The following is a 26,669-nucleotide window of genomic DNA, read 5'->3' as shown; positions in this document are numbered from 1 at the left end:
CCTTACATATTCGGATAATTCGGCCCGCCGCCGCCTTCCGGCGTCGTCCAGACAATATTCTGCGACGGATCCTTGATGTCGCAAGTTTTGCAGTGAACGCAGTTCTGGGCGTTGATCTGAAACTTCGGATCGCCGCCATTTTCCTCGCTCACCACTTCATAAACTCCCGCCGGACAATACCGTTGCGCCGGTTCCGCATAGACCGGCAGATTAACATCGATGGGGATTGAAGGATCTTTAAGTTTGAGATGGGAAGGCTGATCTTCTTCGTGATTGGTGGCGGAAAACGCCACATTGGTGAGCCGGTCGAAAGTCAGCGCGCCGTCCGGGCGCGGATAGGCGATGGGCTTGTGTTTCGCCGCCGGCTCCGTCGCCGCCGCGTCGGTCTTGCCGTGCTTCAGCGTCCCGAAAAAGGACAGGCCCGGCATGATGGAGTTCATCCATAATTCGGCGCCGCCAAGCGCGATGGCGCCGAGGCGCGTGCCGAATTTCGACCAGAGCGGCTTTACATTGCGCGCCATGAAGAGCTCGCGCTTCACATCCGATGCGTCATAAGCCTTTTCATAGGCTTCAAGCACGTCGCCCTCGCGGCCGGCGCCGATGGCGTCGAAGGCGGCGTCGGCCGCCATCATGCCGGTGAGCATGGCGTTATGATTGCCCTTGATGCGCGGGACGTTGACGAAGCCGGCCGAACAGCCGATCAGCGCGCCGCCCGGGAAGGCGAGCTTCGGCACCGACTGATAACCGCCTTCGGTGATGGCGCGCGAGCCATAGGCGATGCGCTTGCCGCCTTCGAGCAGCTCCGCAATCTCGGGATGCGTCTTGAATTTCTGAAATTCCCCATACGGATAAAGATAGGGGTTTTTGTAATTCAGGTGCACGACGAAGCCGAGCGCCACGGTGTTGTCGCTATAGTGATAGAGGAACGATCCGCCGCCGGTGTCGTCCTTCAACGGCCAGCCGAACGTATGCTGCACATGCCCGGGACGCGATTTCTCAGGGGCGATCTCCCAGAGCTCTTTCAGACCGATGCCGTATTTCTGCGGCTCGCTGTTCTCGTCGAGCTTGAAATGCGCGATCAACTGCTTGCCGAGCGATCCGCGCACGCCTTCAGCGATCAGCACATATTTGCCGCAGAGCTCCATGCCGGGCTCGTAGGAATCTTTTTTCTCGCCGTCCTTGCCGATGCCCATTTCGCCGACGACGACGCCGCGGACGGAGCCGTCTTCTCGATAAAGCAGTTGCGAAGCGGCCATGCCGGGATAGATCTCAACGCCGAGCCCCTCCGCCTGTTCGGCGAGCCAGCGGCAGACATTGCCCATGGAGACGATGTAGCAGCCATGGTTCTTCACCATGCCAGGCATGCCCCAGACAGGCAGCGACACCGAACCGCTCGCGCCGAGCACTTTGAAAGATTCCGAAGCGACGGGCGTATCCACAGGCGCGCCCGGCATGTCGCGCCAGCCGGGCAGCAGCGCATCGAGCCCGGCGGGATCGAGGACTGCGCCGGAAAGAATATGCGCGCCGACTTCCGAGCCCTTCTCGACGACAACCACATTGATGTCGCCGCCGGCCTCGGCAGCCCTTTGTTTCAAACGGATGGCGGCGGAAAGCCCGGCAGGCCCCGCTCCCACGATCACCACATCGAGTTCCATGGACTCCCGTTCGGGCGCTTCATCTGTCATTGGCGTCTTCTCTTTTTCTCGTCTTCAGGCTTAGGTCGGCTTCAAGGTCCCGCGGTTTTGGCAAAAATCACCGGGAAAAGCCATGTCGGAAGGCATTGTTTTGCACGGTTGACGGGCGAGGACGCCGGAGAATGCGTCCCATGATGAGGAAGGGGTGCGCCCATGAATTTACTTGCGATTTTGCTTGTCGTCCTGTGCGGCCTTTTCACCGGCCTCCTTCTCTGGGCCGAGCGCAAGGGTCTTCCCCGCCTCAAATGGGCCGCCAAGCCTGCGGCGTCTTTATGTTTTGTTCTTCTGGCTGCCGCGAGCGGCGCGACCGAATCTGCCTATGGGATCTGGATTCTCGCCGCACTTGTCCTTTGCATGGCCGGGGATGTGTTCCTGATCCCTGTTGGGGAAAAAACCTTTCTCGCGGGGATGGCTGCGTTCGCAGCAGGGCACGCCGCCTATATCGGCGCCTTCCTGTCGGGCGGGCCGGAAGCGACGCCGGTGTTGTACATGGCCGCCGCCGGGATGGCCCTGTTCGCCGTTTTCTCCCTGCTGTGGTTGTGGCCGCATCTCGGCGCGTTTCGCGGGCCGGTGGCGGGATACACGGTCATTATCGCAGCGATGGTCGCCGCGAGTTTTCTCGCCGAACCGCCGGGCCGGGCGGCGCCCAGCCTCCTCGTCATCGCAGGGGCCGTGGGCTTCGCGATTTCAGACCTTTCAGTCGCGCGGGACAAATTCGTCGCGCCGGATTTTTTCAACAGGGCCTGGGGCCTGCCGCTTTATTATACGGCGCAATTGTTGCTCGCCGCTTCTGTTTAAGACCCCTCTGCTGCTAGACTGCCGCCATGGTGGAAGGTTCAGAAGCGGAGGCCGCCCGCGCCCTGTTGCGCTGGTATGCGGAAATGGGCGTCGACGAAGCGGTCGCGCCCTCCCCCGCCGACCTCTATAGCTGGACGCGCGCCGATCCCGGCTCGGCGCCGCGGATCGAAACCGTCCGCGCCGCGCCAGAGCCCGAAGCCGCAGCGGTTGAACCTGCCGCACTCTCCACCGATGAAGCCATCAAGGCGGCTGAAACCGCGGCGGTGGCTTGCAAGAGTTTCGAGGAACTGGAAGCCGCAGTGAAAGCCTTTGAGGGCTGCCCCTTGAAAGCCGGGGCCAAAAACACCGTTTTCACCGATGGCGTCCCCGGCGCGGATTTGCTGGTCATCGGCGAGGCCCCGGGCCGGGACGAGGACCTCCTCGGCAAGCCTTTTGTGGGCCGGGCGGGCCAGCTTCTCGACCGGATGCTCGCCGCCATAAGCCGCTCCCGCACCGAGAACGTGTTGATTTCAAACGTAATTTTCTGGCGCCCGCCAGCCAACCGGACGCCCACGGCGCTTGAAACCGCGGTCTGCCGCCCCTTTGTCGACCGCCTGATCGAGATCACCGACCCCAAGGCCGTCCTGATCGCCGGGGGCGCCCCCCTGCAGGCCCTCTTGGGCTTGACGGGGATCATGCGGGCGCGGGGCGTCTGGCGGGAGATCGAAACCATGGGCGGCAAGCGCTATCCGGCGCTCCCCACCTATCACCCGGCTTTTCTCCTGCGCCAGCCCGCGGGCAAGCGCCTCGCCTGGGCCGATCTTCAGTCCCTCAACGCCAGGTTAAAGGAGCATTAACCGACATTACCATAATCTTAGGTGTAAAGTCCGGGGCGTTGGGATCATTTCCCTTTTTTCACTTCCGGCGGCGATACTGCCGTCAACACCCCCGCATCCGGCGGGCGAAAGGAAGATTTGAGACATGGCGTCTGTTCGCTTGTTTTCGCTGTTTGCCATTTTCGCCGCGCAAAGCGCGCTGGGCGCCGTCGCCGCCTCTGCTGACGAGACTGCGCCACAAGAAGCCGCCATTCCTGCCGCCGCGCTCGACGATGTTCTGAACATCCGTGTGCTGAGCGATGCGGACGCCACGCTCTACAAAGAAATTTTTGCACTTCAGGAAGACGGCCGCTGGAAAGAAGCGGACGCCAAGATCGCCTCGCTCGAAAACGATATTCTCATGGGCTATGTGCAGCACCAGCGCTACATGCACCCCACCGCCTATCGCTCGAGCTTCGACGAACTGAAGCGCTGGATGGCGTATTACGCCGACCATCCGGATGCCGACGAGATTTACGCCCTTGCCCGCAAGCGCCAGCCCAAGGGCCAGTCTGCGCCGGTGCGCCCGATCCCGCGCAAATGGCGCGTGGAGCCTGAGAAAGAACTGCATCCCGATCTCGAAGCGGATTACGAGGCGAAGAGCCGTTCCAATGTCCGCCGGATCGAAGGCCGCGTGCGCTTTCTTTCCAACAAGGAGCGCGCGCTCGACGCCAAGAAAGAGATCGACGGTCACCTGAAGCGCGGAACCATCACCGAGCGCCAGTATGACCGCATGCGCTCCTGGATCGCCGCGAGCCTTTACTACCAAGGTTATATCGATGCTGCCGCAGAGATCGCCGGCGACGCCGCGGAGCGCAATGGCGATAGCGCCGTCCTCGCCTACTGGATCGGCGGCCTCATCAAATACCGGCAGGGCGACATCGCCGGCGCCCATCATCTCTTTAAGGCGATGGCCGCCGTTCCCTATCAGGAAGATTCGCTTCGCTCGGCCGCCGGCTTCTGGGCGGCGCGTACGGCGCTCGCCGCCGGCGCGCCCGCGGACGTCACGCCCAATCTCGAAATCGCCGCGGAATATCCCTTCACTTTTTACGGACAGCTGGCGCTGGCGCAGCTCGGCCGCGCCTATGACTATAACTGGACGGCGCCGGAACTGACCCAAGACCAGTTCGACGATCTCCTCGAGGAAGAGCCGCGCATCCGCCGCGCCGTCGCCCTTGCCGAAGCGGGCATGACGAGCGAAGCTGACCTCGAACTGCGCTGGGCCAACGGCGCCATCGACGAAGACGAGTTGCCGCAATTGCTGGCCCTCGCCATGGCGCTCGACCTCCCCGCGGCGCAGATCGACATCGCGCTCTCCAATGATGATCCGGCATTGCAGGCGGGGCTGTTTCCGATCCCCCATTACGCGCCGGAAAGCGGCTTTAAAGTGGACCGCGCGCTTCTCTACGCGCTGATGCGCCAGGAATCGAAATTCAAGACCGAAGCGACCAGCCGGGTCGGCGCGCGGGGTCTCATGCAGCTGATGCCGCGCACAGCAAGCTACATCGCCGGGGACCGTTCCCTGCGCTATCGCTCGGGACAGGAGCGGCTGTACGATCCCGCTTACAATATGGAGCTCGGCCAGTCTTATGTGGATCATCTGATGACCCGCTCGGTCGATGGCGATCTGTTCCACATGGCGGTCGCCTATAATGGCGGGCCCGGAAATCTGCGCCGCTGGAAACGCGACGTCGCCATCGACGACCCGCTGCTCTTCATCGAGAGCATTCCGAACCGCGAAAGCCGCGACTTCGTCGAAAAAGTGCTCACCAATTTCTGGGTCTATCGCGCGCGTCTCGGCCAGCCCGCCCCGTCGCGGGAGAAAGTCGCCGCTGGGGAATTGCCGCTTTACGAAGCGGTGGACCGGATCGCGAGCGAGACCAACAATTAAGACGTCACGCAACGAAAGCGTGGCCCGCCATCCCCACCATGAAGCCGATGACGGCGCCCATGGACGGATACCAGGCGCGCTCAAGCTGCGCCTGCGGCGCGACATCGCGGAAGACGAGATAGACGATACCGCCTGAGCAGAAGGTCATGATCGATCCGAGCAGCACATGCTCCGGATGAAATACGAAATAGCCAAGAAATCCCCAGCCGACGCCTGATAACGCCGCCAGTGAGATGACGAGAAGCGCGTGGCGCGCCATTCCCTTGTTCCCGCCTTTATGCGTGATTTCACGATAGGCGTTGAACGCTTCGGGAATATTCTGCGCGGCGATCATCAGCGTCAGGAACAGCGCTTCGCCGTAATTTTTTGTAATCACCGCGCCGACCACGATCGCCTCCGGAACGAAGTCGAGCAGCATGGCGAGAAGTTGCGACAAAGGCGTGCCGCGATTGGTGAAATAGCGGTCGCAGGCAAGGAAAGAGAGCGCCCCGGCGGCGAAGCTGGCGAGCGAGGCCCAGGCCGGCTGCAAGTCCATGCCTTTCGGGACGAGCACCAGCGACACGGCGGCGAGAAGCGCGCCGCCCCCGAAGGCTATGACGCCGTGACGCCACTCCGAGCGCATCCAGTCCGGATGGATGCGCTCCCAGCGGCCGAGCGCGCCGCCGGCGATGGCGGCGGCAGCGGCGATCAACAACAGGATGAGAAGATCCAACGCCATGAGGTCCTTACATCATGATTCCGCGGATCTTCCCCAGCGAAAGAGAGGCCCGACTTTCCCGAACAGGAATGCTAGACTTTCGTTCGGCTCTTCAGGCGAAACGCCGGCAATTCAGGATCCTATTATGACCCACACAATTGATGCCGAAGGCGGTTGCCTGTGCGGCGCTGTCCGCTACCGGGTTTCCGGAACGGTTGAGGAAAGCGGTTATTGCCATTGCCGGACCTGCCAGCGCCAGTCCGGCGCGCCGGTGGTCGCGTGGTTCGCGCTGGCGCCCTCAGGCTTCTCATACGTCAAGGGCGCGCCGAAAACACACCGCGCCGCCGCCCGCGCTGGAAGAGAATTTTGCGGCGATTGCGGAACCTATCTCGTCTTTCGTGAGGACGATGACACACAAACGCTTAGCGTCAATACGGCGTCGCTCGACGACCCGATGCTGTCGCCGCCTGCATTTCACATCTATTGCGAAAGCCGGATCGGATGGTTCGACACAACTGACGATCTTCCGCGTCACGATCGTGGCAGGACGGGGTGATGTCTTAGCCTTCGAGGCCCATGACCTGCATGATCGCCGGGCCGAGAATGACGGCGAAGAGCACCGGCAGGAAGAAGCCGATCATCGGCACGGTCAGTTTCGGCGGCAGGGCGGCGGCTTTTTTCTCCGCCTCCTGCATGCGCAAGTCACGGCTTTCCTTCGCCATTACGCGCAGCGACTGACCCAAGGGCGTGCCGTATTTTTCCGACTGGACGAGCGCCGTAACGACGCCTTTCACTGCATCGAGCCCGGTGCGTTCAGCGAGGTTCACATAAGCCTGCTTGCGTTCCTGAAGATAGGAAAGCTCCGCAGTGGTTAGACCCAGTTCCTCAGCGAGCTCAGGACAGTTCGGTCCCACCTCGTCGCCGACTTTCTGAAAAGCAGCTTCGATGGACATGCCCGATTCAACGCAGATCAGAAGCAGATCGAGCGCGTCAGGCCAGGCTTGCTGGATTTTCTGCTGACGCTTGCTGACGACGTTCGAAATATAGATGTTCGGCAGATAGAAGCCGATGAAGAAGCCGCCGAGGGTCGCCAGCAGCCGGCCAAAGCTGTCCAGCTCGAAACCATCGAGAAGATAGACATAAACGCCCACGATGATCGCCACCACGAAAGGCAGGCCAAGGCGCGCGGCCATAAAGGTGAAGACCGGTCCCTGGCCGCGATAGCCGGCCATCATCAATTTCTTGCGCGCGGCGTCGGCGTCGAACACTTCGAGCAGCTTAAGGCTCTCAACGACTTCTTTCAGGGCGCCCTGCGGGCTTGCGCTGCGCAACCCCTTGCTTTTCTTCGCGAGAGATTCACGCTGTTTCTGGCGCAGATTTTCCCGGTAATTACCGACGGACTTCATGCGCTCCTTGAGCTTGTCCTTGACGAGAAGCGGCTCAAGCACAGTGAAAATCGTTCCAATCGCCGCCAGCGAGACAAGCAGGGCGATCTGAAAATTCCGGTCCGTTACTGCGTTGATGATGGCTTCCATGATGCGTCCTAAACCTTGATCTTCATCATCTTGCTCATCACCAGGATTCCCGTGCCCATCCACATGCCCGCGCCGATCAGGATGAAATTGCCTGTTTTCGTTGTGAACAATGGATCGAGATAGTCAGGCGAGGCGAGCTTCACGGCGCCCATCACCAGGAAGGGCAGCGAGCCGATGATGTAGGCCGACGCTTTCGCTTCCGATGACAGCGCCTTGATCTTGCCGTCCATGAGCTTGCGCGACCGCAAGACGCCGGCGAGGTTGCCCAGCGCCTCGGCGAGGTTGCCGCCCGTTTTCTGCTGGATCATCAGCACAATGGCGAAGAAGTTCACTTCCTGCAGCGGCATGCGCTCATACATGCGCTGCAGCGCCTGTTCGAGAGAGAGGCCAACGCGAATGCCTTCGGTCAGCATGTGAAACTCGTCGCTCACCGGACGCGGCGCTTCGCGCGCAATGATTTTCAGACACTCGTTTACAGGAAGACCCGATTTCACGCCGCGCACAATGACGTCGATGGCGTTGGAGAATTCGTCGACGAATTTTTTCTGGCGGCGCTGACGGAGGAAATTGAGCGTCCAGCGCGGGAAGCCCAAACCGCCGACCAGAATCAAAAGGCCGATGATCCAAAGCTTTTGCCCTGAAATGAGCCCAATCAGGCCGAACATCAGGGAGGTGACGGCCGAAGCGATGTAAAAATGCTTTCGCTTGATGGGAAGCCCCGCCTGTTCGAGCATTTGCTCCATGGACAGGCGTTTTTTCTTTTTGAGGTTTTTCGTCTTGTCGTCGAGCGCGGCGAGCGATTCCGCAAGCTTTTTGCGGCGCTCCTTATGCTGGGCTTCGCCTTTGCCGTCGCCCGTGCGTTTCGCGGCCTTCGCCGTGTTCAGCGAGGAAACGCGTTTATTCGCCTTGTCGCGCTGGCTCGGCTGCAGCAAGACAAACGCCAGCGCGCCGAAAGCGACCAGTCCGAGGGCGGCGATAATGAGGATCTGCTGATCCATAAACCTTTACTCCGATGCGGCGTCGAGCGCCCCGGCGAGTTCCGCCTCCTTGCCGTAATAACGGGCGCGGTCCCAGAAGGCCGGGCGTGCGATGCCGGTCGATTTGTGCTTGCCGATGATCTTGCCGTCGGCGTCTTCCCCATCCATGTCATAAATGAACAAGTCCTGGGTGATGATGGTGTCGCCTTCGGTGCCGAGCACCTCAGTAATATGGGTGATGCGGCGCGAACCGTCGCGCAGGCGCGCCGCCTGCACGATGACGTCGATGGAGCCGACGATCATTTCCTTGATGGTTTTCGACGGCAGGTTGTACCCGCCCATGGTAATCATGGATTCGATACGCTGCAGAGCCTCGCGCGGGCTGTTGGCGTGGAGCGTGCCCATGGAGCCGTCGTGGCCGGTGTTCATGGCCTGAAGCAAGTCGAACGCTTCCGGGCCGCGGACCTCGCCGACGATGATGCGTTCAGGACGCATGCGCAGACAGTTCTTAACAAGGTCGCGCATGGTCACTTCGCCCGTGCCCTCAAGGTTTGGCGGACGCGTTTCAAGACGCACGACGTGAGGCTGTTGCAGCTGAAGTTCCGCGGCGTCTTCGCAGGTGATGACGCGCTCGTCATGCTCGATGAAGCCGGTGAGACAGTTCAAAAGCGTCGTTTTACCGGAACCCGTACCGCCGGAGATCAGGGTATTGATGCGGCAATGGCCGACGATTTCGAGAACCTTCGCGCCTTCCGGCGAGATTGACCCGAAATTGACAAGATCCTGGATGCGGAGCTTGTCCTTTTTGAATTTACGGATGGTGAGCGCGGCGCCGTCGATGGAAAGCGGCGGTGCGATAACGTTCACACGAGACCCGTCCGGCAAGCGCGCGTCGCATATGGGAGAGGCTTCGTCGACGCGGCGGCCGACCTGGGACACGATGCGCTGACAGATATTCATCAGCTGCGCGTTGTCGCGGAACCGAACATTGGTGAGCTGGATCTTGCCGCCGACTTCGATGAAGACGCGCGATGCGCCATTGACCATGATGTCGGCGATGTCGTCGCGGGCGAGCAAGGGTTCAAGCGGACCATAGCCGAGAACGTCGTTGCAGATGTCCTGCAGCAGCGATTCCTGCTCCGCAATCGACATCTGCACGTTCTTGATCGAAATGATCTCGTTGACGATGTCGCGAATTTCCTCGGCCGCCGCTTCGGTATCGAGCTGCGCAAGCTGCGACAGGTCGATTGTGTCGATCAGGGCGTTGAAGATCGTCGTCTTGGTCTGGAAATATTCGTCCGACCGTCCGCCGACCTCCACGGTGGGTTGCGGCTTGGCGGCCGGCGCCGCGACACGCGGCGGCGCCGCCTGCGCGGGCTTGGCGGCGGCCGGCTTCGGTTTTGCTTGCTGTTTGACGGCGGGCTTCTGCGGCGCCGCGGCGGGGGCGGGCTTCTTCGCCGCTGGCGCAGGCGTCCCCTTTGCAGGCTCAACAGGACCCGTTCTTCGTCCGAACATGCATTACCCCTTGCTTATTTCTTCTTGAACAATCCGGACAGGCTGAATTTCGGACGCGCGATATTGGCTTCATTGCGCCCCAGAAGCTGCGCCGACAATTCGCGAATCGACTGCGCAACCTTGGATTTCGCGCCGACTTCCAGCAGCGGCGCCGCATTGGTCGCCGCCGTGCCGAATAGCTGCGGATCCCACTGGATGACCTGCGCCGGTTTGATGCCCACATGTTCGGCGAACTGATCGGCTTGAACGGCGGAGGTTTTCGGATCGAACTGGTTGATGATGAGCGTCGGCGAGGAATCGTTCGGCCGCGCCGCGCCGAGAATGTCGATCAGGTTTTTGGTGTTGCGGAACGACGCGAGGTCGGGCGTCGCCGTGATGACGATTTCATCGGCCGTCATCAGGATGCGCTTCGACCAGCTCGTCCACAGATGGGGAACGTCGACGACGATAGTCGGCGCCGTGCCGCGCACAACGTCGAGCACGGTTTCAAACGCCTGATCGTCGAGATCGAAATCGCGATCGAGCATCGACGGCGCGGTGAAAAGGCTCAGACGGTCCGTATGCTTTTGCAACAGACGGTCGAGCAGCACATCGTCGAGACGCTCCGGAGAGCTCAACGCTTCAACAAGGCCAGCCGACGCTTCCTGGTCAAAGTCGAGGCTGGTCGTGCCGAAAGGCAGGTCGAGGTCGAGGATGACCGTATCGCTCTTGAATTCTTCCGCCGTGCACCAGCCGATATTATGGGCGATGGTGGACGAGCCGACGCCGCCGCGGGCGCCGACAAAAGCCATGGTCTTGCCGATCGGCGGCGCGGCCGGATCCACATATAGATCCGCAATCGTCTTGATGATCTGCAGGGGCGAGTTCGGCCGAACGATATATTCGCTGACGCCCTGACGGATCAGTTCGCGATAGAGAATGATGTCGTTGACCTGACCGATGATGATGACCTTGGTCGAGGGATCGCAGACTTCCGCAAGCTCGCCGAGCTTTGCGAAAATTTCGGCTCCGCTGGCCGTGGTTTCCAGGATGATGAGGTTCGGCGTCGACGCCGTCTGGAAATGATCGATGGCCTTGTTGACGCCGCCCATGTGAATGGTGAGATGAGCTTTGGAAAGGCGGCGGTCGACAGATGCTTTTTCAAGAAGCTGGGTGACCTGCGGCGTTTCGCAGAACGCATGGATGGAAATGCGCGGCACAGGACGGTGATCGACATCGTCGCCGCCGCCCAGATCGGTCATTTCACCGCCATAGGTATGCGCTTCTTCAAGCGCGCCGCGGCCGGCGCTTGCGGCCGCTGCGGCCGTCACCAGCGCGCCGCCGGACTCGGGCGCTTCGTCCGCGACATAGTCTTCCGCGTCAAAATCTTCGGCGCTGAAATCTTCGTCGGAAAACTCCTCTTCAGCGAACGCCTCCTCCGCATAGGCGCCTTCTTCAGCGTAAGCGTCTTCGGCGGGCTCATCGATAGCGGGCGCGGCGCCGAGTTCGTCGTCCTCATCGAAGGAAGCCTCGAGCTCTTCCTCGAACGCCGCATCGTCAAACGCCTCATCCTCAAAAGCTTCGTCGCCGAAATCCTCCTCGCCAAGAGCCGCCAGCTCTTCATCGGAAAGCTCTTCATTCAACCATGCAGCGTCGTCGCCAAAGGCGTCGGAAAAGTCTTCCTCGAGCGCGGTCCCGCCGCGTTGAGGCGTTTTCGAGACAGGCCCGCCATCGGCGCCGAGGCTGGCCGCGCCGTCGGCAACGCCTTCTTCGTCGTCTGCCGGCTGATACGCGGATTCAGCAGCGTTTTTCATCGTCATCTCCCTCGAGCTTCCCTTTGTCGAGCCCGGTCCAACTATTAATCCGATGTCTCAGCATCGATGTTGCTGTCGACTTCAGAAGCCGTGACTTCGCCTGCGCGATAAGCCTGAATCACCCGAACAACAGACTGTCCATCCACCGGCGCCGAAGCCGCCGGAGCGATCAGATCGTGCGGATCGGCAATCATCGCCGCATAATTGTTCATCGTCGCGCAGCCCATATTCGCGCTGCGGAGATTTTTGTAGCTGCGCGACTTTTCGCCAGTCCATATTCCGCAGGGGCTGGGCGTCGCCACATAGCGCGTGAAGGAGAGGATGATCTCGTCATTCGAAGCCTCGCCCGTGCGATAGGTTGCGCCGTGAATCACCGACCAGGGAACGCCGGAATCGTTCAACGCCTGACGAATATCCGCCGCTGCTTCATGATCGTTGCGGTCATTGCCGGCGCCTGACGGCGCCGTCACGGTCAGCGGCCCGTGACCGTTGGTCAGATAAGCGTCCGCGAAGGCGCGGAGCCGCGCCTTGTCGACATTGGAAAGGTCGCTCGTCGACACGTCGCCGCTGATCGTCAGCGTCATCACCTGGCTGTCAACGGCGATCGGGTGCGTTTCTGCGACCGTCAGCGCATCTTGCGGACCGTTGAACATGCCGCCGGCGCAAGCCGACAGGCTGAGAGACGCTGCGGAAAGAAGAGCGATTTTCTTAAGTGAAGCGTTCATGACTTTCTTTCCTATCAATCAAGAATGAAACCCATCGGGCCTTGCAGCGAAGCTTCGCTGACGCCGGCGCCAGCCAGCCCGTAGGTGGAGACCATTTTGCCAAACAACAGCGTTTCCGCATCGCTCGCCGGAACGAAGCCCTGCGACGGATCAGCGAGATTGGATTCATGTGTCGGCTTGACGAGGTAAGGCGTCACAATGATGACGAGCTCTGATTCGTTGTTCGCATAATTACGGCTGCGGAAGAGCTGGCCGAGGACCGGCACGTCCTTCACGCCAGGGATGCCCTCGATGGTCGAGCGCATATCCTCCTGCAGGAGGCCCGCCATGACGAGGCTGCCGCCGGACGGCAGTTCGACAACCGTATTGGCGCGGCGCACCGAAAGACCGGGGATCGAAAGACCCGCCGTCGTCGTCAGGTTGCCATTGTCGTCGACCGTGGTCGCGCCAGGCACGAAGAAAGCATTCTCCGTGGTGATCTCCGACACTTCAGTTGAGATTTTGACGTTGATGCGGCCTTTGCTCAGAACAAGCGGCGTAAAGCCGAGACCGACGCCGAACTCCTTGAACTCGATGGAAATGACGCCGTCATCTTGGCCCACCGGCACCGGGAACTCGCCGCCAGCGAGAAAGCGCGCGCTTTCGCCGGAAACCGCCGTCAGGTTAGGCTCGGCGAGGATGCGAATGAGACCGGTTGATTCGAAAGCCTGCAACGAGGTGTCGAGGACCTCAAGATCGCCCGTATTGACCTTGCGGCTTGTGAGACCGAGACCGCCAGTCGTGGCGATCGAGTTCGCGGCGGCGGCTGTGACGGCCGCATCCGAAAGTCGGAATGTTCCGGTGGCGGAAACGCCGAGCTGTTTTAAAAGCTGACGCTGCATCTCCACGATCCGCACTTTCAGCATGACCTGTTCAGGATCGCGCACGGACAAAAGATTGATGACGTTTTCAGGATTGCCAACAAAGCGGCCGGCGAGCGACGACGCGTTTGCGGCTTCGCTGGCGGACTGGACGACGCCACGAAGAATGACATTGTCGTTTATGGATTCGACCTCGATACGCGATTCCGGCAGCACACGGCTGAAAAGCTCTGACAGCGCGTCCATGTCGCGCTCGACGAGGATTTCAAGATTGAGAATCTGGCGGCCCTGCGCGTCAAAGAAGAACGCGTTTGTCTGGCCGGTCGCAAGGCCCAACAGATAAACCCGGCGCGGCGAGCGCACGACGGCGTCGACAACGTCCGGCTGCGAGACAAGGACGTCAGCTGCAGCTTGAGGAAGCTCGACAATCGCCGCCTTGTCGAGGGGCAGGACAATGCTTTTCGAGACGGCGCTGTTGCCGCCAATATCGATCTTAACAGGCTGCGATCCGCGCTGCGCGAAAGCCGGCGTCGCGATCGCGAACGCCATTGCGCCAAGACAGGCCGCCGCAGCAGCCGGTTTCGCCATACGCGACATAGCGACATTCATGACTTTTACGAACAACGCCATTTTATCCCCCTGCCCCGTTTTCCGATTACGAACGCCCATAACGAATCACACTCACATTGGATGAACGCCGATCCGTCGCCTGGAGCTCGGTTTCCGGCTTGAAAATGCTGCGCAGGACGAGGCTGAGCCCGCCGCTGTCGCGCGCTGAAATGAAAGCTTCCGCGTCGGTGGGAGCAAGCTCGAGCGTCACGTTGGCCCCGGGCAAGTTCGGCGTTTCGCTGTTTTCAGAGACAAATGCGTCAACCGCGACCACGCGAACATCTTCAAAGAGAGTGCGCGCCGGACTGGAAGAGCGGCCGCCGCTCGTCGCCAGGATGTCCACCCGATCGCCCGGCAGGATGAAGCCGCCCGAAGACGTTTCCGGCGACACCCGCATCGTCACTGCGCGCATGCCGGGAGAGAGAATGGCCGCCATGAGGCCCGAAGAGCCTGCGCGAACGAGTTTTGCGTTGATGATCGGTTCGCCTGTGACGATCAGCGAACGCACGACCGCGGATTCCACGGATTCGCGCGCGCCTTCGGTTTGATCTGTGATGAAGGTCGGCTGCACCGCTTTTTTCGGCCACGCGATCCAGTTTGTATCTTCCGCCGAGAGCCGCTCGCCGCGCTGAACATCACGCGCCGAAACCAGAACGCGCACTGTTTCCTCGCGAACCGGCTCTACAATCTGGACAGGCGCGATGTCCTTGTTCTGACCCAGCATAAGCATGAATGCGCCTGCGCCAGCAACAAGCGCAATTCCAAGAATTGCAATACGGCTTACGTTCATTTCGGACCTGCCTCTTCCATGCTTCCCATAGAGAACGTCATGATCTCATGGTGCTGGAAACTCCTCAAAACTCTGTTAACTGATCTTGTTAACCGCCAATGACCAATTGGAAGTAAGGCGTTTGGGAAAAGCTAAGAAGTGCGCCGGCCCCAATCGCCACCGCGTAGGGAAGGTCCTTCTTGCGTTCGTGCAATCTGATTAACCAGGGCGCATGCGCGTAAACGGGAAGGACCGGAAGCTTGCGGAACATTCCCATGGCGACAGCGAGAAAAAGTCCCGCAATGGCGGTATTGAAGAGGAACGCTCCGAGACTGACGAGCCCGAGCCAGGGCGCCGTCGCTGCAAAGAGTTTGGCGTCGCCGCCGCCGACAATCTTGAGCGCAAAGAGGATAAAACCAAGCGCCAAAGCGGCGGCCCCGATCAGCGCTCCTTCCACCATCACATGATAGCTGGCGCCGAGGGCGAGACCGGCCAGCGGATATGTCGCGACGAGCACGATTGAAATCCAGTTCGGAATCTTGAATTCGTAAATATCATTCGCCGCAGCGATAATCAGCGCCGTCGGGAAAACAGAAAGAAGAAGATATGCGATGGCAATCACGCCCGCCCTCCGGAGAAATCTCCGTAAAGCATAAATTGCGGGCTCTTAATGTTCCGTTAGATATAAACAAAAAAGGAGACCATTCGGTCTCCTTTTTCGTAACTAACAGTCGATGAGGAGCCGTTGACGCCTCATGCGATGTATTTACTGAAGTTCGGTGTTGATATCGCTGAAGGTCGTGGACAGCGACGTGCCGACGGCGCGCACTGCAGCGATGATGGCGACCGCGATAAGCGCAGCGATCAGGCCGTATTCAATGGCCGTCGCGCCGGACTCATCGGCTTTGAAACGATTGATAAGAGCTTTCATGTGTCGACTCCTGCTTACTCTTCACTTGCACCGCTGAAGAGGGATTCCTCTCCAGACTGCTGCATATTGATCTTAAGGCGTAAAGAAACCATGAAGAGGCTGTATATTATATCTGTACACAGAGTATAGTTAACCGCGCTTAACCATGCTCAAAGTGACGTCTTTTCTAGCTTGCGAGACGGTTAAGGCGCGACATATCGTTAATGACCAGGCCCGGATATTCCCGCTGGGCGACGCCGTCCTGAATAAGCGCGGCGACGGCGCCGGCGGCCGCGGTCTCATCAACGCCGGCGCGATCGGCCAGCTCCCTGTGCTTGGGCATCTTTTCTATCCGCCAAACGCCGCTAATGGGATCGCGCGCGACACATTCAAGAAGAACAGCGTAAACGCGCTGTTCCGGCGCGGCATGAGCGCACATCGCGCGAAAACGCTGCGCCACAAGCTGCTCTGCAAGATAGATGGCGACATTGCGCATGAGCGACGGCCGGCCGGCGGCGAGCGACTTGAACTCGGCCGCGTCGATTATGGCCAGTTTGCAATCTTTCTCCGCGGTGACGGCGATTTGCTGGAACTTTGAAGGGTCGGGGTCGGCGATGGCGATTTCCAGACCGAAAACACTGCCTTCAGGCGCTTCTTCGATCAACATGGCGCCCGTCGCGCCATCGGTCAGCGAAATCCGCAAGGCGCCAGACAGCACCGCTAGAAATTCACCGCCATCATATTGGCCGAGCGAGAAAACCGTTTGCCCGGCGCTGTAAGACTTCGTCTCGCTGTTTTCGCTCAGGAGAGACAAGACCGCGTCCGGCAGATCCTCAAAAGGCGCAATTTTAGAAAGGCCCTGCGCCTGGGCTCCATCCGTTTGAGCGGGCTGGATCGGGACAACATTCATGTGCAAACTCCACCGGCCACTCCGGCATAACAGGCCGCCTTTAAGCGCGGGTAAAATTCGCCCGCTTAAATTATCGTTATCCCGGGCTTGGCGACGGCAATGCGGCGGTTTCCTTTAAGTTTTCCTTGACACCTCCGGACTAGGGTAAAGGCCTCTTATTCTGGAAGGGTGCTCATGCGTACGATACTGACCGCCATCGCTTTCGCCGCCGCCTCAGTTCAGGCCGCTGCTGCAGAGCAGCTCTGGCTCACCATGGATCAGGTCCGTCCTTTCAAACTGGAAAGCCCGGCGAAATCTATCGTCGTGGGCAACCCGGCGATCGCCGACGTCACCATTCAGGACAACGAAAATATTCTTCTGTTCGGCAAAACGCCCGGCCTCACCAACATCTACATCTTCGATGACAATGGCGAGCCGACGAAGAACCTTGTCATCCGCGTGCGCACGCCAAGCTCCGACATGCTGACGGTGCATCGGGGCGCCGCCCGCACGACCTATAACTGCACCACGAATTGCGAGGCGACAGTCACGGTTGGCGACGATCAAACGCAATTCCTGGCCGTATCGTCGCAGGTGCAGAACAAGTTTTCACAAACCTCGGCCCTCAGCCAAGGCGGCGACAACAACAACAACTAATAACCATACGGTTGTTTAAAACGGGGGCGCGAAGCTGCAGGCTTCATGCGCCCGTTTCAATTTCAAAATTGTAGATTTGCGGCCGCTCCTGCTGGCGCAGATTGACCCGGCACCAGACATCGATGTCCCGCGCCGTGCGTTCATTGGGCGGGGTTTTTTCGGAAAGCACGATATTGGCGATGAGCCGCGCCGCGCCGTCGCTGCGCCGTCCCACGACGATCCGGCAATCCAGAATATGGGGATGCGCCCGCAAGGTTTCGGCGACCGCGTCGGGAAATACGTTGACCGCGCCGATTTGAACGGCGCCGTCGCGGCGTCCCGAAAGCGTGAAGCTGCGCTCCCCCGACCAGGCCAGAAGGTCCATCGCATCCACATGGCGCGCTTCGCCATCGGGGCACAGCCGAATGAGATCGTCGCCGTCGCGGCGCCAGTGATCGAACAGGATGAAAGCCTCACCAGGATTGTCGCGCCAGGCGATGAGGCCGGTTTCAGTGGAGCCATACATCTCGCGCAGCACCCCGAAGCCGCTTTTGCGCATTTCCACGGCGAGTTCCGGCGTCATCGGTTCGCCAAAAGAAACGGCGAGCGAGTTATCCGGCGCCTGCAGCTCTTCCTGCATCATGTAGCGCCACAACGTCGGCGTCGCGACGAGCACGTCGCCGAAAAGCAGATTCTTCGACAATTCGTCCGGCGTCATGCCTCTCGCATCGACCGCCTCGACGCCGAGCAGGTTCGGCGTCAGGACCGAGAGCTCGAACCCCAACAGGCTGTGCGGCGCGACAAAAGACAAAAGCCGACGCCGGCCGGCGAGCACATTGGCCGCCGCCGCCGCATCCTGATAAATCGCATCGGCGCGATGGGTGAAAGCGACATCGCCATCGCCGCGCGCAGCGGGTTTGAAGGAGAAGGCGTCGAGCCGCGCCCGCAAGGCCGCCGCCAGCTCATGCGCCCAGTCGGCGATTTTTTCCGCCGGTCGCGCAGAGAGGTAGTCCGCCTTGAGCCCGAAAAACGTCGCCGCGCGCCGGGCGCAGGCGTCTTTTTCCGCTTCATCGAGGGCGAGCCCGCCACGCCCCAAGGGCGTATTTTGCGTCCAGGACGCAATGGTCAGAAAATCCGCATGACGGTTGAACCGCCGGGAAAGCTCATCCGCCGCCGCTGCGCCGACGACGCGGGCGATCTGGTCTTCGTCAAGCGAAAACGCCTTCAAAGCCCTGCTCCGAATGCTTCTAAATCAGCTCTCATGGCCTCTTCATAACATGATTTCAGCTTGGCGATGATCGCAGAAGCTTCGGCGCCGGGCGCCCGTCCGCCTCGCTTAGCTGCTGCGCGCAGACCGATGAGACTGTTTGTAAGGAACAACGCTGAGGCGTAAAGCTCCTTGCTTTCCACCGGGGCCGCCTCAATTGCGATGCCTGCTTTTTGCGCTTCCTCAAGAACAACGCCGCGTACGACGCCAGGCATGGCGCCCTCCTCAGGCGGCGGCGTCTTCAGCGTCTCCCCCTGGACCAGAAAAACATTCGCCGCGGAGGCGCAGGCGACGCGACGCGCCGTATTCAGCATGATCGCATCATCGGCGCCTGCGACGACCGCTTCTTCTTTCGCCAAAATGTTGTCGAGATAATTCAGCGTTTTCCAGCGCGTTATGAGACTGTGTTCATTACGGCAGTGTTTTGAGACGATGACTTTCGCCAGCCCATGATCGATAGGCGCCGCATAGCGGTTGACGGTGACAAGCAGAGTGGGCGTCAATTCGCCTTTGACAATGGCGAGGCCGCGAGGGCCAACGCCGCGCGTCAACGTCAGCCGCGCCCAGGCTTTCCCCTTATCGGCCTCATTGCGGCGCCCAAGCTCCATCACTGCATGAGCAAGCTCTCTTTCATCGATAGTCTCTTCGATGCCCAGCGCCGCCGCCCCGGCCCGCATGCGCCTTAAATGCGCGGAGAAAAAAGCCGGCCTGCCCTCCACTAGCAGGACCGTTTCAAAAACTCCGTCGCCAAGGAGAAAACCGCGATCGGCGATATGAATCGCCGTTCGTTCTTCCCTGACTTCGCCATTCAGCCAAAACGCCATTGGTCCTTATACCCTGCAAAACCCAAGGAAGTTTTTAATAATTCGCCGTCCATGCGGCGTTAGCAAGGATTCCGGGTGAAACTGCACGCCGAACCATGGACGGCGCTCATGGGCGACGCCCATCAGCTCGCCGTCGGCGCTCCAGGCGGTTTCGCGCAAGGGCGCGTTCGGAGCCGGAACCGCAATCAGGGAATGATAGCGCCCGGCCATCATCGGGGACGGAACGCCCGCGAAAACACCGCGCCCGTCATGGCGCACTTCGCTCGCCTCGCCGTGAAGGGGCGAACGCGCCCGCTGCGTGACGCCGCCGAAGGCCTCCACCAGACATTGATGGCCAAGACAGACGCCGAGCATGGGCGTCTCCGGATCGAGCGCGCGCAACAGGTCCATGGAGACGGCGGCGTCTGACGGGGTCTTGGGACCAGGCGAAATGACGACGCCAGAAGGTTTCATGGCGATGCACTCTTCGGCGTTCACGGCGTCATTGCGCAGGACGACAGTCTCCGCTCCTTCCTCGCGCAGATAGCGGGCAAGGTTATTCACAAAGGAATCGTAATTATCGATGACAAGGATCATGAAACGCCCGCCGCGTCCGTCCGCCCCAGAGCGGCGAGCGCGCCCCGCGCCTTGACGATGGTTTCCTCATATTCATCCTGGGGTTTCGACCGCAGGGTGACGCCGCCGCCCACGGGCATGGTGACCCGCGCGCCCTCGACCATCAGGGTGCGGATCGCTACCGCGAAATCCATGGCGCCGCTGTCGTCCATATAGCCAATCGCACCGCAATAGGGGCCGCGCCCGGTCTTTTCGATACGCGCGATGGCTTTCATCGCCTCGATCTTCGGCGCGCCGGTGATGGAGCCGCAAGGGAAAAGCGCGGCGAAAATCTCCGCCGGATTGACGTCGTCGCACAGCACCCCGCTGATGCGCGAGACGAGATGATGCACATTGGTGAGACTCATCAGTTCACAGACGGCATCCTCGCGGATGCTCCCGTCGCGGCAGATGCGCGACAGATCATTGCGCAGGAGATCGGCGATCATGATGTTTTCCGCGCGATCCTTGGCGTCGGCGAGAAGTTCGCTGGCGAGCGCCAGATCCTCTTGCGTTGTTTTTCCGCGCGGACGCGTGCCCTTGATGGGTTCCGCGACGATGCGCCGGCGCCCATAGACGCCCGCTTCAATCCGGAAAAAGCGCTCGGGAGAATTCGACAGCACCGCGCCTTCTTGATATTGCAACATCGCGCCGTGAAAGGCGTCGCTGCCGCCCGCGAGACGGCGAAAAAGGTCGAAGGGCGGGAAGGCGTCTCCCGCGCTGGCGGTGAGCTGGTGCGAAAGGTTCGCCTGATAGTAATCCCCGTCGAGGATGTTCTCGATGGCTTCCGAGACGGTGGCGCGGTAGGCCGCGCCCGTGAAGTTCGAGGCAAGCGCGCCGAACTGCGCAGGACGCGGCGCGGCGAGCGCGTCCCGGCCGAGCGCATCGCGCAGCCGCCGGCAGGCGGCTTCGTTACGTCCTGCGACATAGGCCTTGCGTTTCACGCGCGAGAACAGCGCCGCCGCATCGTAAATCCCCAGCGCTGCGTCGGGCAGGGCGAAGGGCGACGGCGGCAAGTCGAGGCAAGACTCAAAAAACCGCGCCGCCTCATAGCCGACAAAGCCGAGCGCGCCTGAAACAAAGGGCAGGTCCGCCATTTCGTCGAGCCGCGGCTGGGCGCGCGCCCGCAAAATGTCATTGAGCTTCGGGAACGGATCGATGCCGCCCTTTTCGGCGCGAATGACCGCCACAGGAAACGCCGCGATGACCGACCATTCCGCCGCATGAGAGCGGTCGCCCCCGTGAAGCAGATGCGCATCCGCCTCGCCGGCAAGCGGCGCGAAAGCCTCGATCGGGTCCCGCCAGTCGATTTCCCACAAAATCATCGCCGTGTCCTAGCGCCGGGCCGTGAGGAAAGGAAGCGCCGCGAGGGCGCCAGGTCCGCACGCGCGGCGAACTTCGGCCCCCTCCTCACTGGCGCGCCCGGGCAAATCGGCCTAACGGCGTTTCACGAAAGGAAAAGCCGGTATGGCGCATGCGCAAGGGCTCGGCATGGCCCGCACCTTTTACGGTCTCGCCATCGCCGTTCTGTTCGGCTTCATCCTCTATGTGGGCCGAAGCGTTCTCATCCCCTTCGTTGTCGCTGTCTTTCTGGGCTTCCTGATTTTCACGCTGAAAGAAAACGTGAAACGTATCCCGGTCATCGGCAATTACATGCCGGACTGGGTCGGCTATCTTATCGCCTTCGCGCTGATCGGCGGCGGCATGGTGCTGTTCGTGGAAATCATCCGCTCCAATGTCGAGACTCTGCTGGAAGTCTGGCCAAGCTATGAGCAACGGCTCGAAACGCTTGCGGACGACGCGATCGAATTTTTCCGCACCAGCAGTTTCATCCCTGCGGAACTCCTTGGCGGCGTCGAACAGATCCAGCAATCGGCGCTTGGCCTCATCCGCCCTTTACTGTCGCAGGCGGCCGGCAGTCTGCGGTCCCTGACCTCCAATTTCCTCACTTTCATCACCGTCTTTTTGTATCTGGTCTTCATGCTGATCGAACGCGGGCGGATTTTCAAAAAAATCGGCCTACTCGGCGCTGACGACCGCCAGCGCCAAGCGATCAACGAAACCATCGCCGATATCGGCGTCATGGTGCGCCAGTACATCACGGTCAAAACCGTCTCCAACCTTGTGACGGCGACCTTGAGCTATGTGATCCTGCTCGTCATCGGCGTGCAGTTTGCGGGATTCTGGGCGCTCCTGATTTTCGTCCTCAACTACATTCCCATTGTCGGCGCGCCGACCGCGATGACGCTCCCCGTCCTCTTGTCGCTGGTGCAGCCCGATGGCGGCGGCCTGCACACAGCCCTCATCACCCTCGCCTGTCTTATCGGCGCGGATCAGATCATGGCTAATGGCGTCGAGCCGCGCATAGTCGGCAAAACGCTTAATCTAAGCCCACTTGTGGTCCTCTTCACACTTAGCGTATGGGGGACGTTGTGGGGCTTTGCAGGCATGCTGTTGAGCGTGCCGATTACGGTCACGGTGATGATCGTGCTGTCGCAATTCCGGCCGACGCGGCCGGTCGCCATCATGATGTCGGACAATGGCGACATCGCGCCCATGAAGCACGCGCCGATCGCGCCATAGGGCTTACGCAAAGATCTTTTTCAGCTCTTCCGCGAGCGCCAGCGCCTCTTCCTTCCGCCCCGAACCGCGACGCCAGGCGACGCCGATCTTGCGCGCGGGCGCCGGCGAAGCAAAGGGAATAACCTTCAGCCCTGCGCTTTTAGCAAGGCCCTCTTTCACCGCCATGTCAGGCAGAAGCGTCGCGCCGAGCCCGGCCTTAGTCATCTGGGTCAGCGTGAAAAGACTGGTCCCGCCAAAGGACGCGGCGGCGTCGCGATCGCGCAATTCGCAGGCGTCGATCGCATGTTCGCGCAGGCAGTGGCCATCTTCGAGCAGCAACAATTCGCAACCGGAGATGTCATCGCGCTTCAAGGATTTTTTCTCCGCCAGCGGATGATCCGGCGCGCAGGCGAACCAGAAAGGATCGTCGCCGATCTCAATCGAATCGATGCCGGGAAGATCATAAGGAAAGGCAAGGATGGCCGCGTCGAGAAGCCCCGCCGACAACCTTTCGGCGAGCGTCGCGGTCAGGTCTTCGCGCAAATAAAGCTCAAGTTTCGGAAACGCTTTTTTGAACGCCTTCGCCGCCCGCGGCAGGATGAACGGCGCAATGGTCGGGATGACGCCGAGGGTGAACGGGCCTTCGAGGGGACGGCGCCCGCTCGCAGCGCGCACCAAATCCTCAGCGCCTGCGAGGAGCGCCGGGGCCCGCGCCGCCACCTCCTCCCCCGCCGGGGTAAGGGCGAAAGACCGCGTCGACCGGTCCACAAGCTGCTGGTCCATCAGCGCCTCCATCTCCTTGATCGCCGAGGAGAGAGTCGACTGTGATACGAAACAGTCCTCGGCGGCCTTGGAGAAGGATTCCCGGCGCACCAGCGCCATGAAAAACTGCAACTGGCGCAAAGTCGGCAAGGGCGTCATTTTATTGACCTTTTTTGATCGGCTAAATCGATATAATTCACGAATATAATCTATTTGATTAATTTTCCAAGAGCGCTATGTAGCCTCTTGCGGCCCGCTGGATTAGGGTCCTGACGAGTTTCATTGACGCACGCAAAAAAGGAGACACGCATGTTAGGCGTTGGCGACAAGCTTCCCGATTTTTCCGTTGTTGGCGTAAAGCCCGGCTTTAATACGCATGAGGAAGGCGGCAAGTCCGCTTTCGAAGAGATCACCCAGGACAGCTTCTCGGGCAAATGGAAGATCATCTATTTCTACCCGAAAGATTTCACCTTCATCTGCCCCACCGAGATCGCCGAATTCGGCCGTCTCAACAAGGAATTCGCGGATCGCGACGCCGTCGTCATGGGCGGCAGCTCGGATAACGAGTTCTGCAAGCTCGCCTGGCGCCGCGATCATCCCGATCTCGACAAACACCCTGCATGGCAATTCGCCGACACCACCGGTTCTCTGATCGACGGGCTCGGCATCCGCGCGCCCGAAGGCGTGGCGCTGCGCGCGACCTACATCGTCGATCCGCACAATGTCATTCAGCATGTGACGGTGAACGGTCTTAATGTGGGTCGCAATCCGCAGGAAACCCTGCGTATTCTCGACGGCCTGCAAACGGACGAGCTTTGCGCCTGCAACCGTCCGGTTGGCGGCGACACGCTTTAACTTCTATTCAGATCCGGAAGAGGCTTTTCCCACCTCTTCCGGATTTTTTTGACTCGCGATGACAAACCCCATGCTCGAACAGGCCCTTGCGGCGCGGCTCAATGGCGACGATCAGACCGCCATCCGCCTCAGCCGTGAAATTCTCGCCGCAAATCCCGGCGACGCCGAGGCTGCGAGCCTTTTGGGCGTGTCCCTCGCGGAAACCGGCGACCTCGCCGCCGCCCGGCCGCTTGTCATCCGCGCCCTTGAATCGGCGCCGCAAAGCTGGCGCTTTTTATTGAATTACTCCGTCCTCTTGGAGCGCGAAGGCGATCTCGCCGCAGCGCGTGCCGAAGCGGAAACCGCCGCCATCGCTGCGCCCGAACGGTTTGAATGCTGGGGGCGCCTCGGCGATCTCGCCGGCAAGCTTCAGGACTACAACGGGGCCGCCGACGCGCTCGAAAAGGCCCTCGCTATTCAGCCTCACCCGGCCCTGGCGCTGCGGCTCGCAGGCGCGGCTTATGAAACCGGCCAATATGACCGCGCCCTCGCCGCGCTCGATCTCTTTGAAAAATCGGCGCCCGGCCACCCGCAGGCGCTGATGCTGCGCACTCATATCGCGCGTCAGAAAAACGACTGGGAGGGGCTCGCCGTTGCGGCTGAAGCGGCTATGAAAGCGGCGCCTGAAGAAGAAGCGGCGCGCGTCGCCCTCGCTTATGCGCATTCGCAGACCGGGCATTTCAAAAAGGCTGTCGAAGTATATCGTCCGCTTGCGGAAAAAACGCCGCAGAAGGCCGATCATCTGGCGACGCTCGGCAAATATCTGATCTGGTCGCGCAAGCTCGACGAGGCTGCCGATTATTTCCGGAAAGCGCTTGAGCTTGAGCCGGGTCACAGCGCGGCGGCTGGCGGCCTTGCCCGGTACCTGAATTTCCACGGAGACTTCGAGAACGCAGCGATTTACGCCCGCCAGGCGGTCGCCAGCGATCCGAACAACGCCGAAGCCTTTGCCGAGCTCGCGCTTGCCGCCGGTTCAAATCTGACAGACGCAGAAGTGGCGCAATTGAAAGGCATCGGCGACAATGAGCATCAGGGGCCGAAACACCGCGCCATGGCCTATTACGCCGCTGGCGACGCCCTGCATCAGCGCAAGGACCGGCAAGGCGCCTTCGATGCCTGGGCCGCCGCCAACCGGCTGAAACATGCGATCGGCGATATCGATAAAAACGCCCGTTACAACCCGGCGGAGCATGAAGCCTATATCGACAAAATCATCGCCAGCTTTCCGACGGATGCACCACCTGCCCCGCGGGGGCCGCGCGGGCCCGTTCCGATTTTCATCGTCGGCATGCCGCGCTCTGGCACAACCCTTCTCGACAGCGCGATCTCGGCCCACGCCCTAGTCGCGAGCGGCGGCGAACTTCCCTATATGTCGTTTGCCCTCACCGAATTTTTCACCTGGGCGCGCCAGTCGGGATGGCGTGGCGGCGCGATCCCCGATGACCTCCTGTCGGCGTTTCGGGAAGGTTATTGGAAGGATGCGCGCGGATACGGCGTTGCGGAAGCAACTTTCATCACCGACAAGCAGCCAACCAACTTCTTGAGCGTCGGGCTGATCCGTCGGGTCTTCCCGAAGGCGCGGATCATCCATATTCGCCGCAATCCGGTTGAAGTCGGTTTTTCCATTTACCGCCGCAACTTCACATCCGGCTGGCAGTTTTCGAATTCACTCGAGGAGATCGGCCATTATTACGCGCAATATGCGCGCCTTACCGAGCACTGGCGCGAAACTGTGGGAGAGGCCTTCACATTCGTTCAGTATGAAGATCTTGTCCGCAATTTCGACAAAGAGATTCGCCGCCTCGTGGAATTCTGCGGCCTCGACTGGGACCAGGCCTGCCTCGAATATTACAAACAGGACCGCACCGTCATCACCTTCAGCGCGGCGCAGGTGAGGAAACCGCCCTCGCCGGAGCACCTGAATTCCACATCGCCTTACGACGCCTATCTGGAGCCTTTGCGCGCCGCGCTCACGCAACATGGCGTCGATCTAGAAACCGGCGCGCTTAACGAAAGAAAAGGAAAGGAACAATCATGAGCATCGACGCTCTCCGGGACCAGATCCCCGATTACGCCAAAGACATCCGCCTCAATCTCGGCACGCTGGCGAGCGAAACCACGCTCAGCGACCAGCAAAAATGGGGCGCGTTTCTCGCCTCCGCGCTGGCGACGGGCAATAGCCCTGTCATCAACGCCATTGTCGCGGAAACGAAAGACAAGCTGAGCCCTGAAGCGGCGACCGCCGCTCGCGCCGCCGCCGCGATCATGGCGATGAACAACGTTTATTACCGCGCGACGCATCTGATGAGCTCGGACGAATATCAAAAAATGCCGGCGAAGCTGCGCATGAACGTCATCGCCAATCCCGGCGTTGAGAAAGTCGATTTCGAACTCTGGTCGCTCGCCGTTTCCGCCGTCAATGGCTGCGGCATGTGCCTCGACTCGCACGAAAAAGTGGTGCGCAAGGCTGGTCTTTCGGCGGATCAGGTTCAGGCGGCGCTTCGCATCGCCGCCGCGGTCAGCGCAGCCGCCGCAGTGTTGCGCGCCGAAGCGGCCTAACGCTTATTTCCATCGTGTTTTTCGCGCCGCCTTGAGCCTCTCTCAAGGCGGCGTT

At 60.6% G+C, this 26,669-nt stretch carries 26 protein-coding genes; 9 read left to right on the top strand and 17 right to left on the bottom strand.

The annotated features are described in order from the left end of the window. Window positions 1-2 precede the first annotated feature (2 nt). A complete protein-coding gene (locus tag ACQY5P_RS15095; protein ID WP_428407696.1) occupies window positions 3-1,685 on the bottom strand; it encodes an electron transfer flavoprotein-ubiquinone oxidoreductase in 1,683 nt (560 codons plus the stop codon). A 162-nt stretch (window positions 1,686-1,847) separates the two neighbouring features. Here ACQY5P_RS15095 and ACQY5P_RS15090 point away from each other — a divergent pair, with 162 nt between their 5' ends. The 3 genes from ACQY5P_RS15090 (at window position 1,848) to ACQY5P_RS15080 (ending at window position 5,237) form a co-directional block, all read left to right on the top strand. After that, on the top strand, window positions 1,848-2,492 hold the full coding sequence (locus ACQY5P_RS15090; RefSeq protein ID WP_428407695.1) for a lysoplasmalogenase: 645 nt from the start codon (window positions 1,848-1,850) through the stop codon (window positions 2,490-2,492). A 26-nt stretch (window positions 2,493-2,518) separates the two neighbouring features. Beyond that, window positions 2,519-3,328 (top strand): uracil-DNA glycosylase, encoded by an 810-nt coding sequence (locus ACQY5P_RS15085; protein WP_428407694.1) that lies wholly within the window; start codon window positions 2,519-2,521, stop codon window positions 3,326-3,328. Window positions 3,329-3,452: 124 nt separating this feature from the next. After that, window positions 3,453-5,237, top strand: a complete 1,785-nt coding sequence (locus ACQY5P_RS15080; protein ID WP_428407693.1) for a lytic transglycosylase domain-containing protein — start codon at window positions 3,453-3,455, stop codon at window positions 5,235-5,237. Window positions 5,238-5,241: 4 nt separating this feature from the next. Here the strand turns inward: ACQY5P_RS15080 and ACQY5P_RS15075 are convergent, their stop codons facing one another. Continuing rightward, window positions 5,242-5,955 (bottom strand): ZIP family metal transporter, encoded by a 714-nt coding sequence (locus ACQY5P_RS15075; protein WP_428407692.1) that lies wholly within the window; start codon window positions 5,953-5,955, stop codon window positions 5,242-5,244. Window positions 5,956-6,079: 124 nt separating this feature from the next. Between ACQY5P_RS15075 and ACQY5P_RS15070 the strand changes: the two genes are divergently transcribed. Beyond that, window positions 6,080-6,490 carry a GFA family protein gene (locus ACQY5P_RS15070; protein WP_428407691.1) on the top strand — a complete coding sequence of 137 codons (411 nt, stop codon included), beginning with the start codon at window positions 6,080-6,082 and terminating at the stop codon, window positions 6,488-6,490. Between the two features lie 4 nt (window positions 6,491-6,494). Here ACQY5P_RS15070 and ACQY5P_RS15065 read toward each other — a convergent pair whose 3' ends face one another. The 10 genes from ACQY5P_RS15065 to ACQY5P_RS15020 form a co-directional block, all read right to left on the bottom strand. Further along, window positions 6,495-7,469: a type II secretion system F family protein gene (locus ACQY5P_RS15065; RefSeq protein ID WP_428407690.1), complete on the bottom strand. Its 975-nt coding sequence runs from the start codon at window positions 7,467-7,469 to the stop codon at window positions 6,495-6,497. 8 nt (window positions 7,470-7,477) lie between these two features. Continuing rightward, window positions 7,478-8,467: a type II secretion system F family protein gene (locus tag ACQY5P_RS15060; RefSeq protein WP_428407689.1), complete on the bottom strand. Its 990-nt coding sequence runs from the start codon at window positions 8,465-8,467 to the stop codon at window positions 7,478-7,480. A 6-nt stretch (window positions 8,468-8,473) separates the two neighbouring features. Next, window positions 8,474-9,961 carry a CpaF family protein gene (locus ACQY5P_RS15055; protein ID WP_428407688.1) on the bottom strand — a complete coding sequence of 496 codons (1,488 nt, stop codon included), beginning with the start codon at window positions 9,959-9,961 and terminating at the stop codon, window positions 8,474-8,476. Window positions 9,962-9,975: 14 nt separating this feature from the next. Continuing rightward, window positions 9,976-11,754: an AAA family ATPase gene (locus ACQY5P_RS15050; protein ID WP_428407687.1), complete on the bottom strand. Its 1,779-nt coding sequence runs from the start codon at window positions 11,752-11,754 to the stop codon at window positions 9,976-9,978. A 44-nt stretch (window positions 11,755-11,798) separates the two neighbouring features. After that, entirely contained in the window at window positions 11,799-12,479 is a 681-nt protein-coding gene (locus tag ACQY5P_RS15045) for a CpaD family pilus assembly protein (protein ID WP_428407686.1), read from the bottom strand. A 14-nt stretch (window positions 12,480-12,493) separates the two neighbouring features. Next, complete coding sequence (locus ACQY5P_RS15040) at window positions 12,494-13,969, bottom strand: type II and III secretion system protein family protein (protein WP_428407685.1); 1,476 nt, start codon at window positions 13,967-13,969, stop codon at window positions 12,494-12,496. Window positions 13,970-13,994: 25 nt separating this feature from the next. Then, window positions 13,995-14,738 carry a Flp pilus assembly protein CpaB gene (cpaB, locus tag ACQY5P_RS15035; RefSeq protein ID WP_428407684.1) on the bottom strand — a complete coding sequence of 248 codons (744 nt, stop codon included), beginning with the start codon at window positions 14,736-14,738 and terminating at the stop codon, window positions 13,995-13,997. A gap of 88 nt (window positions 14,739-14,826) precedes the next feature. Further along, a complete protein-coding gene (locus ACQY5P_RS15030) occupies window positions 14,827-15,339 on the bottom strand; it encodes an A24 family peptidase (protein ID WP_428407683.1) in 513 nt (170 codons plus the stop codon). A 144-nt stretch (window positions 15,340-15,483) separates the two neighbouring features. Next, window positions 15,484-15,648: a Flp family type IVb pilin gene (locus ACQY5P_RS15025; protein ID WP_428407682.1), complete on the bottom strand. Its 165-nt coding sequence runs from the start codon at window positions 15,646-15,648 to the stop codon at window positions 15,484-15,486. Between the two features lie 166 nt (window positions 15,649-15,814). Beyond that, window positions 15,815-16,537, bottom strand: coding sequence for a Crp/Fnr family transcriptional regulator (locus ACQY5P_RS15020; RefSeq protein ID WP_428407681.1), 723 nt, complete (start codon window positions 16,535-16,537; stop codon window positions 15,815-15,817). A 174-nt stretch (window positions 16,538-16,711) separates the two neighbouring features. On the opposite strand from ACQY5P_RS15020, the gene ACQY5P_RS15015 reads away from it, so the two are divergent. Next, window positions 16,712-17,173 carry a pilus assembly protein N-terminal domain-containing protein gene (locus tag ACQY5P_RS15015; RefSeq protein ID WP_428407680.1) on the top strand — a complete coding sequence of 154 codons (462 nt, stop codon included), beginning with the start codon at window positions 16,712-16,714 and terminating at the stop codon, window positions 17,171-17,173. Window positions 17,174-17,216: 43 nt separating this feature from the next. Here ACQY5P_RS15015 and ACQY5P_RS15010 read toward each other — a convergent pair whose 3' ends face one another. The 4 genes from ACQY5P_RS15010 to ACQY5P_RS14995 are packed head-to-tail and all read right to left on the bottom strand — an operon-like array spanning window position 17,217 to window position 21,162. Next, entirely contained in the window at window positions 17,217-18,380 is a 1,164-nt protein-coding gene (locus ACQY5P_RS15010) for a hypothetical protein (RefSeq protein ID WP_428407679.1), read from the bottom strand. Then, window positions 18,377-19,243, bottom strand: a complete 867-nt coding sequence (locus ACQY5P_RS15005; protein ID WP_428407678.1) for an aminotransferase class IV — start codon at window positions 19,241-19,243, stop codon at window positions 18,377-18,379. The genes ACQY5P_RS15010 and ACQY5P_RS15005 overlap by 4 nt, the downstream gene beginning before the upstream one ends. Before the next feature lie 6 nt (window positions 19,244-19,249). Then, window positions 19,250-19,819, bottom strand: coding sequence for an anthranilate synthase component II (locus ACQY5P_RS15000; protein ID WP_428407677.1), 570 nt, complete (start codon window positions 19,817-19,819; stop codon window positions 19,250-19,252). Beyond that, window positions 19,816-21,162 (bottom strand): anthranilate synthase component I family protein, encoded by a 1,347-nt coding sequence (locus ACQY5P_RS14995; RefSeq protein ID WP_428407676.1) that lies wholly within the window; start codon window positions 21,160-21,162, stop codon window positions 19,816-19,818. The genes ACQY5P_RS15000 and ACQY5P_RS14995 overlap by 4 nt, the downstream gene beginning before the upstream one ends. A gap of 142 nt (window positions 21,163-21,304) precedes the next feature. Between ACQY5P_RS14995 and ACQY5P_RS14990 the strand changes: the two genes are divergently transcribed. Next, entirely contained in the window at window positions 21,305-22,420 is a 1,116-nt protein-coding gene (locus ACQY5P_RS14990; protein WP_428407675.1) for an AI-2E family transporter, read from the top strand. Between the two features lie 3 nt (window positions 22,421-22,423). Here the strand turns inward: ACQY5P_RS14990 and ACQY5P_RS14985 are convergent, their stop codons facing one another. Continuing rightward, on the bottom strand, window positions 22,424-23,320 hold the full coding sequence (locus tag ACQY5P_RS14985) for a hydrogen peroxide-inducible genes activator (protein ID WP_428407674.1): 897 nt from the start codon (window positions 23,318-23,320) through the stop codon (window positions 22,424-22,426). Window positions 23,321-23,470: 150 nt separating this feature from the next. On the opposite strand from ACQY5P_RS14985, the gene ACQY5P_RS14980 reads away from it, so the two are divergent. From ACQY5P_RS14980 to ACQY5P_RS14970, 3 genes are all read left to right on the top strand, one after another. Next, window positions 23,471-24,016 (top strand): peroxiredoxin, encoded by a 546-nt coding sequence (locus tag ACQY5P_RS14980; RefSeq protein WP_428407673.1) that lies wholly within the window; start codon window positions 23,471-23,473, stop codon window positions 24,014-24,016. Between the two features lie 70 nt (window positions 24,017-24,086). Further along, window positions 24,087-26,093, top strand: a complete 2,007-nt coding sequence (locus ACQY5P_RS14975; protein ID WP_428407672.1) for a tetratricopeptide repeat-containing sulfotransferase family protein — start codon at window positions 24,087-24,089, stop codon at window positions 26,091-26,093. Continuing rightward, window positions 26,090-26,614, top strand: a complete 525-nt coding sequence (locus ACQY5P_RS14970) for a carboxymuconolactone decarboxylase family protein (RefSeq protein ID WP_428407671.1) — start codon at window positions 26,090-26,092, stop codon at window positions 26,612-26,614. The genes ACQY5P_RS14975 and ACQY5P_RS14970 overlap by 4 nt, the downstream gene beginning before the upstream one ends. Window positions 26,615-26,669: the final 55 nt, after the last annotated feature.

This window comes from Hyphococcus sp., assembly GCF_965267305.1.
Taxonomy (GTDB): domain Bacteria; phylum Pseudomonadota; class Alphaproteobacteria; order Caulobacterales; family Parvularculaceae; genus Hyphococcus.
The sequence above is the reverse complement of the archived record's forward strand: the minus strand, read 5'-3'. Positions and strand labels throughout refer to the sequence as shown.

Coding starts and splice junctions, on each gene's coding strand:
- ACQY5P_RS14995 (WP_428407676.1), bottom strand. CDS start 21,162: ATGATTTTGTGGGAAATCGACTGGCGGGACCCGATCGAGGCTTTCGCG.
- ACQY5P_RS15095 (WP_428407696.1), bottom strand. CDS start 1,685: ATGACAGATGAAGCGCCCGAACGGGAGTCCATGGAACTCGATGTGGTG.
- ACQY5P_RS14990 (WP_428407675.1), top strand. CDS start 21,305: ATGGCGCATGCGCAAGGGCTCGGCATGGCCCGCACCTTTTACGGTCTC.
- ACQY5P_RS15080 (WP_428407693.1), top strand. CDS start 3,453: ATGGCGTCTGTTCGCTTGTTTTCGCTGTTTGCCATTTTCGCCGCGCAA.
- ACQY5P_RS15055 (WP_428407688.1), bottom strand. CDS start 9,961: ATGTTCGGACGAAGAACGGGTCCTGTTGAGCCTGCAAAGGGGACGCCT.
- cpaB (WP_428407684.1), bottom strand. CDS start 14,738: ATGAACGTAAGCCGTATTGCAATTCTTGGAATTGCGCTTGTTGCTGGC.
- ACQY5P_RS15050 (WP_428407687.1), bottom strand. CDS start 11,754: ATGAAAAACGCTGCTGAATCCGCGTATCAGCCGGCAGACGACGAAGAA.
- ACQY5P_RS15045 (WP_428407686.1), bottom strand. CDS start 12,479: ATGAACGCTTCACTTAAGAAAATCGCTCTTCTTTCCGCAGCGTCTCTC.
- ACQY5P_RS15015 (WP_428407680.1), top strand. CDS start 16,712: ATGCGTACGATACTGACCGCCATCGCTTTCGCCGCCGCCTCAGTTCAG.
- ACQY5P_RS14980 (WP_428407673.1), top strand. CDS start 23,471: ATGTTAGGCGTTGGCGACAAGCTTCCCGATTTTTCCGTTGTTGGCGTA.
- ACQY5P_RS15090 (WP_428407695.1), top strand. CDS start 1,848: ATGAATTTACTTGCGATTTTGCTTGTCGTCCTGTGCGGCCTTTTCACC.
- ACQY5P_RS15065 (WP_428407690.1), bottom strand. CDS start 7,469: ATGGAAGCCATCATCAACGCAGTAACGGACCGGAATTTTCAGATCGCC.
- ACQY5P_RS14985 (WP_428407674.1), bottom strand. CDS start 23,320: ATGACGCCCTTGCCGACTTTGCGCCAGTTGCAGTTTTTCATGGCGCTG.
- ACQY5P_RS14970 (WP_428407671.1), top strand. CDS start 26,090: ATGAGCATCGACGCTCTCCGGGACCAGATCCCCGATTACGCCAAAGAC.
- ACQY5P_RS15040 (WP_428407685.1), bottom strand. CDS start 13,969: ATGGCGTTGTTCGTAAAAGTCATGAATGTCGCTATGTCGCGTATGGCG.
- ACQY5P_RS15000 (WP_428407677.1), bottom strand. CDS start 19,819: ATGATCCTTGTCATCGATAATTACGATTCCTTTGTGAATAACCTTGCC.
- ACQY5P_RS15085 (WP_428407694.1), top strand. CDS start 2,519: ATGGTGGAAGGTTCAGAAGCGGAGGCCGCCCGCGCCCTGTTGCGCTGG.
- ACQY5P_RS15075 (WP_428407692.1), bottom strand. CDS start 5,955: ATGGCGTTGGATCTTCTCATCCTGTTGTTGATCGCCGCTGCCGCCGCC.
- ACQY5P_RS14975 (WP_428407672.1), top strand. CDS start 24,087: ATGCTCGAACAGGCCCTTGCGGCGCGGCTCAATGGCGACGATCAGACC.
- ACQY5P_RS15070 (WP_428407691.1), top strand. CDS start 6,080: ATGACCCACACAATTGATGCCGAAGGCGGTTGCCTGTGCGGCGCTGTC.
- ACQY5P_RS15025 (WP_428407682.1), bottom strand. CDS start 15,648: ATGAAAGCTCTTATCAATCGTTTCAAAGCCGATGAGTCCGGCGCGACG.
- ACQY5P_RS15060 (WP_428407689.1), bottom strand. CDS start 8,467: ATGGATCAGCAGATCCTCATTATCGCCGCCCTCGGACTGGTCGCTTTC.
- ACQY5P_RS15005 (WP_428407678.1), bottom strand. CDS start 19,243: ATGGCGTTTTGGCTGAATGGCGAAGTCAGGGAAGAACGAACGGCGATT.
- ACQY5P_RS15020 (WP_428407681.1), bottom strand. CDS start 16,537: ATGAATGTTGTCCCGATCCAGCCCGCTCAAACGGATGGAGCCCAGGCG.